The sequence below is a fragment of the Duganella sp. Dugasp78 genome (genome assembly GCF_059491455.1).
In genome coordinates, this window is sequence record NZ_CP168506.1 from 965,649 (window position 1) to 978,685 (window position 13,037).

The 13,037-nt window shown below is 61.9% G+C and carries 15 protein-coding genes; 3 read left to right on the plus strand and 12 right to left on the minus strand.

Going from position 1 to position 13,037, the window contains the following annotated elements; all coding sequences use genetic code 11:
• Positions 1-52 precede the first annotated feature (52 nt).
• The 4 genes from ACEN9O_RS04295 to tyrS are packed head-to-tail and all read right to left on the minus strand — an operon-like array spanning position 53 to position 3,087.
• Entirely contained in the window at positions 53-703 is a 651-nt protein-coding gene (locus tag ACEN9O_RS04295) for a histidine phosphatase family protein (protein ID WP_495616410.1), read from the minus strand.
• Positions 700-1,368 carry a YbhB/YbcL family Raf kinase inhibitor-like protein gene (locus tag ACEN9O_RS04300; protein ID WP_495616411.1) on the minus strand — a complete coding sequence of 223 codons (669 nt, stop codon included), beginning with the start codon at positions 1,366-1,368 and terminating at the stop codon, positions 700-702. Before ACEN9O_RS04300 ends, ACEN9O_RS04295 begins: the two co-directional genes overlap by 4 nt.
• Before the next feature lie 22 nt (positions 1,369-1,390).
• On the minus strand, positions 1,391-1,837 hold the full coding sequence (dtd, locus tag ACEN9O_RS04305; RefSeq protein WP_495616412.1) for a D-aminoacyl-tRNA deacylase: 447 nt from the start codon (positions 1,835-1,837) through the stop codon (positions 1,391-1,393).
• A complete protein-coding gene (gene tyrS, locus ACEN9O_RS04310) occupies positions 1,834-3,087 on the minus strand; it encodes a tyrosine--tRNA ligase (RefSeq protein ID WP_495616413.1) in 1,254 nt (417 codons plus the stop codon). Before tyrS ends, dtd begins: the two co-directional genes overlap by 4 nt.
• A gap of 157 nt (positions 3,088-3,244) precedes the next feature.
• On the opposite strand from tyrS, the gene ACEN9O_RS04315 reads away from it, so the two are divergent.
• Together ACEN9O_RS04315 and ACEN9O_RS04320 are read left to right on the plus strand one after the other, a co-directional pair.
• Positions 3,245-4,627: a M23 family metallopeptidase gene (locus ACEN9O_RS04315; protein WP_495616414.1), complete on the plus strand. Its 1,383-nt coding sequence runs from the start codon at positions 3,245-3,247 to the stop codon at positions 4,625-4,627.
• Positions 4,628-4,766: 139 nt separating this feature from the next.
• A complete protein-coding gene (locus tag ACEN9O_RS04320; protein ID WP_495616415.1) occupies positions 4,767-5,861 on the plus strand; it encodes an anhydro-N-acetylmuramic acid kinase in 1,095 nt (364 codons plus the stop codon).
• Between the two features lie 158 nt (positions 5,862-6,019).
• Here the strand turns inward: ACEN9O_RS04320 and erpA are convergent, their stop codons facing one another.
• From erpA to ACEN9O_RS04350, 6 genes are all read right to left on the minus strand, one after another.
• Complete coding sequence (gene erpA / locus ACEN9O_RS04325; RefSeq protein ID WP_008445143.1) at positions 6,020-6,382, minus strand: iron-sulfur cluster insertion protein ErpA; 363 nt, start codon at positions 6,380-6,382, stop codon at positions 6,020-6,022.
• Between the two features lie 51 nt (positions 6,383-6,433).
• Positions 6,434-6,805 (minus strand): bactofilin family protein, encoded by a 372-nt coding sequence (locus ACEN9O_RS04330; protein ID WP_495616416.1) that lies wholly within the window; start codon positions 6,803-6,805, stop codon positions 6,434-6,436.
• Positions 6,806-6,874: 69 nt separating this feature from the next.
• On the minus strand, positions 6,875-7,912 hold the full coding sequence (argC, locus tag ACEN9O_RS04335) for an N-acetyl-gamma-glutamyl-phosphate reductase (RefSeq protein ID WP_495616417.1): 1,038 nt from the start codon (positions 7,910-7,912) through the stop codon (positions 6,875-6,877).
• A gap of 171 nt (positions 7,913-8,083) precedes the next feature.
• Positions 8,084-8,476, minus strand: coding sequence for a 30S ribosomal protein S9 (gene rpsI, locus ACEN9O_RS04340; protein WP_008445137.1), 393 nt, complete (start codon positions 8,474-8,476; stop codon positions 8,084-8,086).
• Between the two features lie 9 nt (positions 8,477-8,485).
• Positions 8,486-8,914, minus strand: coding sequence for a 50S ribosomal protein L13 (rplM, locus tag ACEN9O_RS04345; protein WP_008445136.1), 429 nt, complete (start codon positions 8,912-8,914; stop codon positions 8,486-8,488).
• Between the two features lie 129 nt (positions 8,915-9,043).
• Positions 9,044-11,248, minus strand: a complete 2,205-nt coding sequence (locus ACEN9O_RS04350; protein WP_495616418.1) for an NHL repeat-containing protein — start codon at positions 11,246-11,248, stop codon at positions 9,044-9,046.
• A gap of 126 nt (positions 11,249-11,374) precedes the next feature.
• On the opposite strand from ACEN9O_RS04350, the gene ACEN9O_RS04355 reads away from it, so the two are divergent.
• Positions 11,375-11,797, plus strand: coding sequence for an OsmC family protein (locus ACEN9O_RS04355; RefSeq protein ID WP_161083897.1), 423 nt, complete (start codon positions 11,375-11,377; stop codon positions 11,795-11,797).
• Between the two features lie 95 nt (positions 11,798-11,892).
• Here ACEN9O_RS04355 and coq7 read toward each other — a convergent pair whose 3' ends face one another.
• Both coq7 and ACEN9O_RS04365 read right to left on the minus strand, forming a co-directional pair.
• Complete coding sequence (coq7, locus tag ACEN9O_RS04360) at positions 11,893-12,534, minus strand: 2-polyprenyl-3-methyl-6-methoxy-1,4-benzoquinone monooxygenase (protein WP_495616419.1); 642 nt, start codon at positions 12,532-12,534, stop codon at positions 11,893-11,895.
• Between the two features lie 47 nt (positions 12,535-12,581).
• The gene (locus ACEN9O_RS04365; protein WP_495616420.1) at positions 12,582-13,016 is read right to left on the minus strand and encodes a hypothetical protein; all 435 of its coding nucleotides are present in this window, start codon (positions 13,014-13,016) and stop codon (positions 12,582-12,584) included.
• Positions 13,017-13,037: the final 21 nt, after the last annotated feature.

Consider the following 13,037-nt stretch of genomic DNA (forward strand, 5'->3'; position numbering starts at 1 on the left):
TCAATTAATAAGCACTATTTTTTATGTGGACGGCGGCCGTACAGTCTTGACATCAGATGATATCGTCCATCGCGGCCAGACTCAGATGCTCCACTTCGCCCCAGCTGGTGAGCGCCAACTTACCGTCGGCCCAGGTGAAACGGTTGATGCTGGCGTTCTTGACCTGGAAGTCGCGCGGACTGTCGAGCGACATGCCGACCGCCTCCCGATAGGCGCACTCCAGCACGCCGCCGTGGGCGACGATGGCGATGGTGCGGCCGGGGTGGCGTTGCGCCCAGCCGGCGATGCTGTCGGTGGAACGCTGGTAGAACTGGCGGAAGCTTTCCGCCTCGCGCTCACCGGCCGGCATGACGGCGTCGATCTCGCGCGCCTGCCACAGCGCGTACTCGGCCGGGTATTGCCGCTCGATCTCGGCGTACAGCATGCCTTCGAACACGCCGTAGCAACGCTCGCGCAGTTGCCTGTCGGTCTGCACGTCCAGGCCGTCGTACTGGTTGGCCACGGCTTGCGCGGTCTGCATCGCGCGTTGCAGGTCGCTGGAGACCAGCACCTCCACCCGCTCGGCGGCCAGCGCCTGCGCCAGCGCGTTGGCCTGGCGGGCGCCCTCTTCATTCAACGGAATATCGGTATGGCCCTGCAGGCGGCGCACGGCGTTCCAGGCGGTCTCGCCGTGGCGGATCAGCAAAATAGTGGTGTTCTTCATGCGGTCTTTTTTCTGGACCGGCGCACCTGGACGGCCAGCGCCGGGTTCAGGGTGTAGCTGCCGATCAATTGGGCTTCATCGAGGATGTGGCCATGTATGGCGTTGAGCACGTCGGCGCAGGTGAAGCGCCCTTCCAGCGCCAGGCGCGGGGTGTCCAGCGCGTAGAGGCGGAAAATATAGTGATGCAGGCGCTCATCGTTAAACGGCGGACAGGGACCATCATACCCGTAATAGTCGCCGGCCATGGCCGGGTCGGCCGCAAACCAGCCGCTGTAGTCGTTGATGCCCTGGCGCAGCGGCACGCCGTCCAGCGTCGCTTCCGGGCCGGGCTTGCCGTGCGCGGTCACGCCGCGCGCCAGCGCGCCTTCGGCGATCGATTGCAGGCTGAGCGGGATGTCGACCAGGCTCCAGTGGAAGAAGTCGCCGCGCGGCTGGCTTTCCGGCAGCAGGCAGCCAGCGCGGTTGACGTTGCTGGCGTCCAGCGGCGCATCGCCGTCGATGCACAGCAGCACCAGCGATTCGGTGCCCGCCGGCACCTCGCGCCACGCCAGATGGGGATTGCGGTTGGCGGACAGGACGACTTGTCCGTCGGCGTCCAGCTTGCCCAAGGCAAAATCAGCCCGAATCACGCCGCCATCGCGAAAGCTGTCGCTCGATAGTTTCATGCTCTTCTCCCAAGCACCTGTTTTATTTTGCGTTTGTTTGCAGCCAGAATGTGACCGGCCCGTCGTTGGTTAGCGCTACCTTCATGTCCGCGCCAAACTGGCCGGTTTCCACTACTTTATGCTTTTGGCGTGCCTGCCCGACAAAATAATTGAACAGGCGCAGGCCATCGGCCGGCGCCGCGGCCGGCGTGAACGAGGGCCGCGTGCCGGATTTGGTGTCGGCCGCCAGCGTGAACTGCGGCACCAGCAACAGGCCGCCCCCGACGTCGGTGACGCTGCGGTTCATCTTGCCGGCGTCGTCGGCGAACACCCGATAGCCCAGCAATTTGGTCAGCAGCGCATCGGCTTCCTTCTCGGTATCGCCGCGCTCGGCGCACACCAGCACCATCAGGCCGCCGTCGATGGCGCCGACGGTGGCGCCGTCGACCACCACGCTGGCGCTGCTGACGCGTTGCAGCAGGCCTATCATGCCGTCAGCGTGACGCGCGCGAACTTGCGCTTGCCCACTTGCAGCACGAAGGTGCCGGCCTCGATCTTCACCGTCTTGTCGCTGACGACGGTGCCGTCGATGCGCACGCCGCCCTGGTCGATCATGCGGCCCGCCTCGGACACCGACGCGCACAGGCCCGCCGATTTCAGCAGTTGCTGGATGCCGGCCGGCGCGCCCGGCAGCGCGATTTCCGCCACGTCGTCCGGGATGCCGCCTTTGGAGCGGTTGACGAAGTCGTTCAGCGCCTCGTCCGCCGCCGCCTGCGAGTGGAAGCGGGCGACGATTTCCTGCGCCAGCGCCACTTTGGCGTCGCGCGGATTGGCGCCGCCGTCGACGGTGGCCTTCAGCGCGGCCAGGTCGGCGAGCGAGCGGAACGACAGCAGTTCGTAATATTTCCACATCATCACGTCGGAAATACTCATGATCTTGGCGAACATGGTGTTGGCCGGTTCGGTGATGCCGATGTAGTTGTTCTTCGACTTGGACATCTTGTCGACGCCGTCCAGGCCTTCCAGCAGCGGCATGGTCAGGATGCACTGCGGTTCCTGGTCGTAGTCCTTCTGCAGCTCCCGGCCAACAAGCAAGTTAAATTTCTGGTCTGTTCCACCTAGCTCAAGGTCTGCCTTCAAAGCGACCGAATCGTAGCCTTGCATCAACGGATACAGGAACTCATGAACCGCAATCGGAGTCCCACTCTTGAACCGTTTGCTGAAATCGTCGCGTTCCATCATGCGGGCCACGGTGTAGTGCGAGGCCAGCTTGATCAGGCCGCGCGCGCCCAGCGGATCGCACCATTCGGAGTTGTAGCGGATTTCGGTCCTGGCGGGGTCCAGCACCAGCGAGGCCTGCTTGAAGTAGGTCATGGCGTTTTGCTCGACCTGCTCGCGCGTCAGCGGCGGACGGGTGGCGTTGCGGCCGGACGGATCGCCGATCATCGAGGTGAAATCGCCGATCAGGAAGATCACCTGGTGGCCCAGGTCCTGCAGCTGGCGCATCTTGTTCAGCACAACGGTGTGGCCAAGGTGCAGGTCAGGTGCGGTAGGATCCAGGCCGAGCTTGATGCGCAGCGGTACGCCGCTTTGCTCGGAACGCGCCAGCTTTTGCGCGAACTCGCTTTCAATCAGCAACTCGTCGACACCACGTTTGGTGATGGCGAGGGCCTCCAGAACGCTGTCGCTCAGCGGCAATGCTTTAGAGGGGGCCGGCGGTGTCGAAGAAGAGGTAGTCATATTTTTTTGCGGTATTTTTCAGAAAAAGGTAGGCAGCTTCAGGAGTTTGTTATAATCCTCGATCCATCAATCTTGCCGTACGAAAACGAACTTTAATAACAATTAGAAGAAATAAAACGTTCCTGAATAGTTCAAGCGGCAAATTTTAACTGATTGCATGAACCAAATACATAAATTCACGAGCTCACGCTTGTTCAGTCTGCTAGGTTCCACGCGCAAGGCGCGCATCATCAGCGCGTCTGCACTGTTTCTCGCAGTGTGTGCTTTTGGTGCCGCCGGCGTGGCGCCGCTCGCCCCCGACGCTTCCGACCTGCCGGTGAAATCGGTGCAGGAATCGGTCGCACTGCCGGATCTCAGCTCGCAGATCTCCGCGCTGGAACAGCAATCGTCCAACGAACACTTCGTCCACGAAGAAAAAATCCGCGCCGGCGATACGCTGGCCGCGCTGTTGACCCGTCTGGGCATCGACGATGAAGCGGCCGAGAACTTTATCAAAAAAGATAAGGTCGCGAAAGGCGTCATGCAGCTCAAGACCGGCAAGCGCGTACAGGCGCAGACCGACGACGAGGGCAATCTGCAATGGCTGCGCGCCGTGGTGGTCGATGGCAAGGACAATCCGGTCAAGAACATCAAGGTCACCCGCAAGGGCGACGGTTTTGTCGCGGAAGAAGAAGCGGCCAAGCTGGAGCGCCGCGTGGAAATGCACGCGCGTACCATCAGCTCGACGCTGTATGCGGCCACCGATTCCAGCGAAGACGGCGCCAAGCTGCCGGACACCATCGTCAAGCAGATCGTCGAGATGTTCTCGACCAGCATCGACTTCCGCGGCGACCTGAAGCGCGGCGACCATTTCAACGTGGTCTACGAAACGTTCTGGCAGGACGGCGAGTTTGTGCGAGCGGGCCGCATCCTGGCGGGCGAGTTCACCAACAAGGGCACGACGTATCAGTCGGTCTGGTTCGAAGATCCACAAAGCAAGCAGGGCGGCGGTTACTACAGCTTTGACGGCAAAGCCCTCAAGAAAGCCTTCCTCAAATCCCCGGTTGAATTCTCCCGTATTTCCTCAGGCTTCGCGATGCGCGTGCATCCGATTTCCGGCCAGTGGAAGCAGCACAAAGGCATCGACTTCCCGGCACCGACCGGCACCCCTATCCGCGCATCGGGCGACGGCGTGATCGATTTCGCCGGCACCCAGAACGGCTACGGCAATTTCGTCATGATCAAGCACTGGGCCAACTACACCACCGCTTACGCCCACATGAGCCGCTTTGCGCCTGGCATCAAAAAAGGCAGCAAGGTCAGCCAGGGCGACGTGATCGGCTACGTCGGCACCACCGGCTGGTCGACCGGCGCGCACTTGCACTACGAATTCCGCGTCGGCGGCGAAGCCAAGGATCCAAGCACGATGAACGTGCAAGCTCAGGCGCCGCTGACGGCAGCCGAGATGTCGCGCTTCAAAACCTACGCCTCCGACATGTCGCACCGCTTCGCGCTGCTGCAGCCGGGCGGCTCCGGCGGCACCCGCGTCGCGGCGAAGTAAGGTTTCAATTCAGCTTCATCAAAACAGGTCGCGCCAGCGGCCTGTTTTTTTATCAGCATGCGCCGTCGAGGCCACTTCTTCTGTGCGACAGCACACGCCGACTCAGGCAAAATACGTTTTTCTGTTTCTGGATGCCACAATGTCTCTGTATATCGGTTTGATGTCCGGCACCAGCCTGGACGGTGTGGACGGCGCGCTGGCGCGCTTCACCGGCGACGCCATCGACACGCTGGCGGCCGCCTACGTGCCCTTCCCGCCCGCGCTGCGCGTCGAGCTGATGGACCTGCAGGCGGCCGGCCACAACGAGATCGAGCGCGAGGCGCTGGCCGCCAATCAGCTGGCCCGGTGCTACGCCGAGTGCGTCAAGGCGCTGCTGGACGACGCCTCGCTGCAGGCGCAGGACATCCGCGCGGTGGCGGCGCATGGCCAGACCATCCGCCACCGTCCAGAACTGGGCTTTACGCGTCAGACCAATAACCCCGCCCTGCTGGCCGAGCTGTGCGGCATCGACGTGATCGCCGACTTCCGCAGCCGCGACATCGCCGCCGGCGGCCAGGGCGCGCCGCTGGTGCCGGCCTTCCACCAGGCGCTGTTCGGCAAGGCCGGGCAGACGCGGGTGGTGGCCAATATCGGCGGCATCTCGAACATCAGCGTGCTGGCCGATGGCAAGGTGACCGGTTTCGACACCGGCCCGGGCAACGTGCTGATGGATGCGTGGATAGCCCGCCACCAAGGCAAGGAATTCGACCTGGACGGCGCCTGGGCTGCCAGCGGCAAGGAAATTCCGGGCCTGCTGGCGAACATGCTGGCCGAGCCATATTTCGCGCTGCCGGCGCCCAAGAGCACCGGGCGCGACCTGTTCCACATCGATTGGCTGGAGCGGCATCTGGCGGCGTTCCCAGGCGCCGGGCCGGAAGACGTGCAGCGCACGCTGACGCGCCTGACAGCCCTCACGCTGGCGCAGGCGATACAAGCCTATGGCGCGGGCACGGACGCGGTCTACGTCTGCGGTGGCGGCGCCTACAACGGCGTGCTGATGGATGAGCTGGGCGCGGCGCTGGGCTCGCAAGTGGTGGTGGCATCGACGCAAGCGCTGGGCGTGGCGCCGAACCGGGTCGAGGCGATGGCCTTCGCCTGGCTGGGCTACCGTTTCACCGAGCGGCTGGCGGGCAATCTGCCGGGCGTGACGGGCTCCGCAGGCGAGCGCGTGCTGGGCGCGCTCTACCCCCGCTGACCCCGCACTGCGGCCGATAGGGGTCTGACCCGTCCGGGGTCAGACCCCGGTGGCCGGGTTGCGGGTTAACGCTCAATCGCGCCGCCCAAACAAAAACGGCGGCACAACCGGAGTTGTCCGCCGTTTAACGCAGCCGGCCGAGGCCGGCTGTGCGCAATTTATACCGAGAACGAAGAGCCGCAGCCGCAGGTCGAGGTCGCGGTTGGGTTCTTGATGACGAATTGAGCGCCTTCCAGGTCGTCCTTGTAGTCGATTTCCGCGCCGACCAGGTACTGGTAGCTCATCGAATCGATCAGCAGCTGGACGCCGTTCTTGACCATCGTGGTGTCGTCTTCGTTGACGATTTCGTCAAACGTGAAGCCGTACTGGAAGCCGGAGCAGCCGCCACCCTGCACAAACACGCGCAGCTTCAGGTCAGGATTGCCCTCTTCCTCGATCAGTTGGGCGACCTTTTCAGCCGCGCTATCGGTGAAGATAATAGGCGACGGGATTACATCTAGCGATTCGGCGACAGCATTCATTTCAGACTCCTACGTGAAAACATTTGGTCCATTATAGACCGTTGGCGTAATTTATGCTCCAGAGACCGCCAAAAGCGATCCCACGCCGGAGCTGTCGCGATGGGTCAATGTACCCAACACCTGTGCGCCGCCGTGCATTTCCAGGACTTTGTAGCTGACATCTCCAATGATACGGGCACTCGGTTGAATTTCAAGCAAATCCGCGCTGAAAACGCAACCCTGCACCTCGCCGTTGACCACCAGATGATCGCAGCGTATCTCGCCTTCCACACGCGCATGCTCGGCAATGACGAGATAGCTGGGATGTCCTGCATCCGCGACAATGTTGCCGATGACCTCGCCATCAACGCGCAGACCGCCGCGAAACAACAAATTACCTCGTATGCGGGTGGCGGCCCCGATCAGGCTGTCCATAGCTATCATGTGCGGCTTTCTGCAAGCGGAGTGGGCGGGAATTACTAATTTACTATCCCCGCCCTGCCGCACTTTGATTTACGGCAGCAGCGCGATCTGGGTCAGGCCGGTGGTTTCTTCCAGGCCGAACATCAGGTTCATGCACTGCACCGCTTGGCCGGACGCGCCCTTGACCAGGTTGTCCTGCACCACCAGCACAATCACGGTGTTGCCGTTGTCCGGACGGTGCAGCGCCAGGCGCAGCATGTTGGAGCCGCGCGTGGAACGGGTTTCCGGATGCGAACCGAACGGCATCACGTCGACGAACGGCGAGTCCTTGTACTGTTCTTCGAACAAAGCCTGCAGCTGTTCGTTGCTGACATCCTTGGTCAGGCGGCCGTACAGGGTCGAATGCATGCCGCGGATCATCGGCACCAGATGCGGCGTGAACACCAGGCCGACCTTGTCGGCGGTGAACTTCTGCAGCTGCGCCGAGGTTTCCGGCGTGTGGCGGTGGCCGGCCACACCGTAGGCCTTGAAGTTGTCGCTCGATTCCGAGAACAGCGTGCCGATCTCAGCCTTGCGGCCGGCGCCGGACACGCCGGACTTGCAGTCGGCGATCAGCGCGCCGGCGTCGATCAGGCCGGCCTTCAGCAGCGGGTAGTAACCCAGTTGCATGGTGGTCGGATAGCAGCCCGGATTGGCGACCAGGCGCGCGCCCTTGATGGCGTCGCGGTTCAGTTCGGCCAGGCCGTAGGCTGCCTCTTCCAGCAGCTCCGGGCAGGTGTGGTCGATCTTGTACCATTTTTCAAAGACAGCCTTGTCCTTGATGCGGAAGTCCGCCGCCAGGTCGATCACCTTGACGCCGGCCTTCAGCAGCGCGGGCGCCTGCGCCATGGCGACGCCGTGCGGGGTAGCGAAGAACACCACGTCGCACTTGCTCAGGTCGGCCTTGTCCGGCGACGAGAAGGCGATGTCCACGCGGCCGCGCAACGAAGGGAACATATCGGCAACCGGCAGGCCATCTTCCTTGCGCGACGTGATAGCCGTCAGCTGCACATCAGGGTGGACTGCCAACAGTCGCAGCAATTCCACTCCGGTGTATCCGGTGCCGCCGACGATGCCAACTTTGATCATGTTCTTTCCTTGAATGAGGTAATGCGTAGAAGGGACTGCCATTTTATCAGGCATATGCGACAGACGTGTGACGCTGCAAAACACGCCTGCCAGATAGCAAAAAAGCCGCCCGACACAGGGCCGGCGGCTTTTTTCTTGGCGCGCCGCAAGCAGCGCACCACAGCGTAAAAATTAACGCTTCGAGAATTGCTTTGCGCGACGTGCTTTGCGCAGACCAACTTTTTTACGTTCAACTTCACGTGCATCGCGGGTAACGAAGCCGGCGCGTGCCAGATCGCCCTTCAGCGCTGCATCGTAGTCGATCAGAGCGCGGGTGATGCCGTGACGCACAGCACCTGCCTGGCCGGACTCGCCGCCGCCGTGAACGTTGACTTTGATGTCAAAACGTTCGACGTTGCCGGTCAGTTCCAGCGGTTGACGAATAACCATCAGGCCGGTTTCGCGGGAGAAGTACTCAGCCGCTGGCTTGCCGTTAACGATGATTTGGCCAGTGCCAACTTTGATAAACACACGAGCTACTGCACTCTTGCGACGGCCGGTGCCGTAATTGTAGTTACCGATCATGTCAGTTCCTTAGATTTCGAGTGCTTTAGGTTGCTGAGCAGCGTGCGGGTGCGAACCTTCAGCGTACACTTTCAGCTTCTTGATCATTGCGTAGCCCAGTGGGCCCTTCGGCAGCATACCTTTGACGGCTTTTTCCAGAGCACGGCCTGGGAAACGCTGTTGCATTTTCAGGAAGTTGGTCTCATAGATGCCACCTGGGTAGCCCGAGTGACGGTAGTAGGTCTTCTCGGTTGCTTTGGTGCCGGTCACGCGCAGTTTGCCTGCGTTGACGATGACGATGAAATCGCCGGTGTCGACGTGAGGAGTAAATTCTGGCTTGTGTTTGCCGCGCAGTCGGAGTGCCACTTCGCTGGCAACACGTCCGAGGACTTTGTCCGTCGCGTCAATCACGAACCAATCGCGCTGGACTTCATGGCCCTTAGCGGAAAAAGTTTTCATGTTGACTTCCTAAATAATAAAACACGCTCAAATGGTGGTTCCGCCATGGCTTCAGCGGACTCGGCCTTCTTATTTACTTTCCTGAGCGAACGGAAAGCCGACAAGTATAAGCGGGAACGCCCTGCCGAGTCAAGCCGCAATGCCGACGGAATCAGGCTCCGCGGCCCCGTAGCGGAAAACATTGACCACATTGAAAGTCGTGTCGGGCACGTACAGGCGGCCGCGGTCGGCGTAAATGAAGTACGGCATCCAGACGCCGCCGGCGTCCGGGTACTTCTTGAACACGGAAATGCCGGTTTCGTAAGTCAGCGTATCGTCGCCGATGCGGAACACTTTCAGCGCGCGATTGACCAGGTCGTTGACGATCAGGCGGTCGCCGTCGATGCAGACGCTGGCCGGCAGCATGAACTTTTCGTAGTCAACATTAACATCATCGCAATAGCCAAGCTGGCCGTAGCTCCACAGGCTCTTGCCCTCGCGGTCGAACACGCGCAGGCAGTTGTTGAACTGGTCGCAGACAAACAAGCGGTCCTGGGCGTCGATGGCGATGTCGCAGGGCGTGAAATCGTCGTCCGAGTGCCAGCGAAAGTTTTTGCGGAACACCACGTAGCCGGTCGGCTGGATCTGCCACATCGAGATCCGGTTGTTGAGCGAATCGGCGATGTAGATCTCGCCCTGGCTGTTGACGGCGATGCCCTGCGGCGCCTTCAGCGTGCCGTCGCCGCCTATACCCTCGCGACCGAACGGCACGCCGTAGTTGATCAGGTAGCCGGCCGGGTTGAACTGGTACATCGTCACCGTGCACAGATTGAAGTTGGTGACGAACACGATCGGCGTGCCGGGACAGATCTGCCCCAGCGGCGGCGTGTGTGGATAGTAGACGTCCATCGCCAGGTCGCCCGGCACGAAGAAGCCGCGCATCATGTCCTGCAATTGATGGTAGGGATCGCTCTCGGTGTTGAAGGTCTTCATGCACCAGTTGCCGGAATCGATGTTCAGCGATGCGTTGGCCATGCGCGCCAGCGGATCGATGCCCATGTGGGTGCGGAACTGGTCGTACCAGTACTTGTAGATGCTGGTCGTGGCACTGGCCCATTGATCGATCCAGTTGCCGCCGGCCACAGGTTCGCGCGGCACGATTCGGCGTTCGCGCTTGAAGCCGATCACCGACGTCATGCAATTGAATTGCGAGGTCGAACGCAACCGGTTCTGGCGGCTCTGGCCATCGCGCCGGTGGCCGACCGACTCGATCAGCAAGGCCTCCTCCTCGCCCTGGATGCGCGGAATGCGCACCTTGATCACGCTGGACGCGAACGGCTCGCTGATGAAATACACGTCCGGCTCGCCTTCCGCTTCGCAGATCTGGTACGGCCCGACAAACACCACGTCCTCCAGCGCGCCGTAGGCGAAATCGGACAGGCTGTGCACCGGCTCCAGCTTGTGGTTCCACAAAGGCAGCAGGCCGCTGACCACGTTGACCTGCTTGCCCTCCAGGTCGTACACCGTGATGGCGTTCTCGATATGTCCCGGCACGAACACGCGGTCGCCGATCACGCACACCGAGCGCATCACGTTGAACTTGCCGATGCCGGTGGGCTTGCCGTGCTGGTGCAGCATCACCATATCGTGCGGCGCCTGCACGCATTCGTCGACGACGGGCCAGTCGGTGCTGATCTTCAGCACTTCGTAGTGGCCGGTGTTGGCGAGGTAGAGATTGCCTTGCGCGTCGCTGGCCAGGCCTTGCGGCCACAGCAGTTCATGGCTGGCTTGCGGCCCGGCGACGTGGCGGAACTGGCTGATGAACTCACCGTCCAGCGTGAACTTGACGCAGCGGCTGGCCAGGCTGTCGGTCGTGTGGAAGAACTCGTCGCAGACATACAGGTAGTCGACGCCGTCGCGCTCGCGCACCACGGTGATGCCGTTCGGATCGGACAATGGCAGGTAATGACTGTCGCCCTCGCCGAAGGCATAGCTGAACCAGATCTCGTGTTCGTCGTAAGCGAAGGCCACCACGCGGCCGTGGCCCATGTCGGTGCAATACATCAGCTGGTGGGTGGGATGCGGGCAGACGTGGAAGGGCATCAGCAGGCGCGGCGCGTCGGGCGTGTCGTCGCCAGGGCCCTCGATCACGTGCAGCAGTGCGGACAGATCGGCATTGAAGACCAGCACGCGACTGTTGCCAGTATCACACACCCACAGCCTGCCGAAGCTATCGGCATGCACGCCGACCGGCGAATTGAGCGTGAAATCGTCGGCCAGCGGCCCCAGCGGGGTGGTGCCCGGCTCCGTCAGCTCGCCATAGGAACAAAGGTACTTGATGGCCTGGTTCATCATGCCTCCTTGATCTGGATCACAAAGTATGCAAGCCGTTGGCGGTCACGGCAAGCAAAAAAACCTCATGCAAGCCAGTCTGGCCGGACTCCTTTACAATATGCGCAACGATTTTTAACGGAGAGAATGATGGAATGCAAAGTCAGCTGGAATGGCCCGTCGGGCATGAGTTTCTTGGCCCAGACCGGCTCCGGCCACATGGTCAACATGGATGGTGCGCCGGAGGGCGGCGGCCACAACCTGGCGCCGCGTCCGATGGAGATGGTATTGCTGGGCACCGGCGGCTGCACGGCCTATGACGTGGTGCTGATCCTGAAGAAGGGCCGCGCCGACATCCGCGGCTGCGAGTGCACGCTGACCGCCGAGCGCGCGGACACGGAGCCGAAGGTGTTCACCAAGATTAATTTCCACTTCACCGTGACCGGCAAGGACTTGAAGCCTGAAGCGGTGGAACGGGCGATCACGCTGTCGCACGACAAGTACTGCTCGGCGTCCATCATGCTCGGCAAGACTGCCGAGATCACCCATTCGTTCGAGATTATCGAGGCTTGACGTCGTCCCCGCGCAGGCGGGGATCCATGCTGAGTATGGATTCCCGCCTGCGCGGGAAGTCGCTGCCCCCAATGGGGGCAGCGACGGCGGCGGAGTCAGATATAGTAGGCGGTGCTGGTCATGACTTTGCCCATCACCGCCATCACCGTCTGCACCGGGGCCGGCGTCTGCGAGGCGCCCAGTGCCTGGGCTGCGGCGCCGTGCTCGATCTCATCCTGCCGCATCTGTTCAACGATGGCGCGCGACTTGGCGTCCTGCGGCGGCAACTTGTCCAGATGGCTGGCCAGATGCGCCTCCACCTGCCGCTCCGTCTCCACCACAAAGCCCAGGCTGCGCGCGTCGCCCAGCACCGCCGCCACCGTGCCCAGCGCATACGCGCCGGCATAGAACAGCGGATTGAGCACGCTGATATGCGAGTTCAGTTCGCCCAGCCGCTGCGCGGTCCAGGCCAGATGGTCTTCCTCTTCCCTGCCCGCCTGCTCGAACTGCGCGCGCATCTGCTCGGTCTTGGCAAAGCGGCTCTGCGAGTTGTACAGCGCCTGCGCGCACACCTCGCCCACATGGTTCACGCGCATCAGCCCGGCGCTGTGGCGGGTTTCCGCCTCGCTCATCTGGGCGTCGGCCGCGTGCAGCGCCGGCGTCGGCCGCGATGCCGAGGCGACGCCGGTGATCACGCGCAGCGCCTTGTCGGCGCCGGCAATCAATCGGTCCAGCGGAGTGTGGTGATGTGCGGCCATAGGAAAACTCGAATTCGGACGAAAGCAATATTATAGAGGTGAGCGCCTCAGTTTGCCTCGGCCGCTTCGCGCAACTGGCGCTGGCGTTCGATGTAGTCAGCCACCGGGCCGCGCACATCGATCTTGGAAATGTCTTTCGCCACGCTCAGGTTCAAGCCCAGCAGGAAGGGGATGTTCTCGACGGGCACTTCCGGGCAGTGCTCGGCAAACGCGCGCAGGAAGCGCTTGGATTCCACCACCGGCACCACCTTCTCCCCGCTCATGTATTGCAGGATGCTAGTGATGCTGTGGCCCTTGCCGATGCTGTGATAGATGAAGCGGTTGAAGTCGCGGTCCAGCTTGGCGAAGTCCAGCGTTTCCTTGGTCATCAGGCCCGACAGGTAAAACAGGCCCAGCGCCACGCGAAAGAAGCCGGTGGACTCGCTGCGGTCGACGCCGCAATGGGTGACCGCCAGAATTTTTTCCTGCAATTGAGGATGCATTTTTTGTTGTTCTCCCATATC

What these genes read in the sequence shown, in the direction of transcription:
- ACEN9O_RS04295 (WP_495616410.1), bottom strand. Translation starts at nt 703, where the DNA reads ATGAAGAACACCACTATTTTGCTGATCCGCCACGGCGAGACCGCCTGG.
- ACEN9O_RS04300 (WP_495616411.1), bottom strand. Translation starts at nt 1,368, where the DNA reads ATGAAACTATCGAGCGACAGCTTTCGCGATGGCGGCGTGATTCGGGCT.
- dtd (WP_495616412.1), bottom strand. Translation starts at nt 1,837, where the DNA reads ATGATAGGCCTGCTGCAACGCGTCAGCAGCGCCAGCGTGGTGGTCGAC.
- tyrS (WP_495616413.1), bottom strand. Translation starts at nt 3,087, where the DNA reads ATGACTACCTCTTCTTCGACACCGCCGGCCCCCTCTAAAGCATTGCCG.
- ACEN9O_RS04315 (WP_495616414.1), top strand. Translation starts at nt 3,245, where the DNA reads ATGAACCAAATACATAAATTCACGAGCTCACGCTTGTTCAGTCTGCTA.
- ACEN9O_RS04320 (WP_495616415.1), top strand. Translation starts at nt 4,767, where the DNA reads ATGTCTCTGTATATCGGTTTGATGTCCGGCACCAGCCTGGACGGTGTG.
- erpA (WP_008445143.1), bottom strand. Translation starts at nt 6,382, where the DNA reads ATGAATGCTGTCGCCGAATCGCTAGATGTAATCCCGTCGCCTATTATC.
- ACEN9O_RS04330 (WP_495616416.1), bottom strand. Translation starts at nt 6,805, where the DNA reads ATGATAGCTATGGACAGCCTGATCGGGGCCGCCACCCGCATACGAGGT.
- argC (WP_495616417.1), bottom strand. Translation starts at nt 7,912, where the DNA reads ATGATCAAAGTTGGCATCGTCGGCGGCACCGGATACACCGGAGTGGAA.
- rpsI (WP_008445137.1), bottom strand. Translation starts at nt 8,476, where the DNA reads ATGATCGGTAACTACAATTACGGCACCGGCCGTCGCAAGAGTGCAGTA.
- rplM (WP_008445136.1), bottom strand. Translation starts at nt 8,914, where the DNA reads ATGAAAACTTTTTCCGCTAAGGGCCATGAAGTCCAGCGCGATTGGTTC.
- ACEN9O_RS04350 (WP_495616418.1), bottom strand. Translation starts at nt 11,248, where the DNA reads ATGATGAACCAGGCCATCAAGTACCTTTGTTCCTATGGCGAGCTGACG.
- ACEN9O_RS04355 (WP_161083897.1), top strand. Translation starts at nt 11,375, where the DNA reads ATGGAATGCAAAGTCAGCTGGAATGGCCCGTCGGGCATGAGTTTCTTG.
- coq7 (WP_495616419.1), bottom strand. Translation starts at nt 12,534, where the DNA reads ATGGCCGCACATCACCACACTCCGCTGGACCGATTGATTGCCGGCGCC.
- ACEN9O_RS04365 (WP_495616420.1), bottom strand. Translation starts at nt 13,016, where the DNA reads ATGCATCCTCAATTGCAGGAAAAAATTCTGGCGGTCACCCATTGCGGC.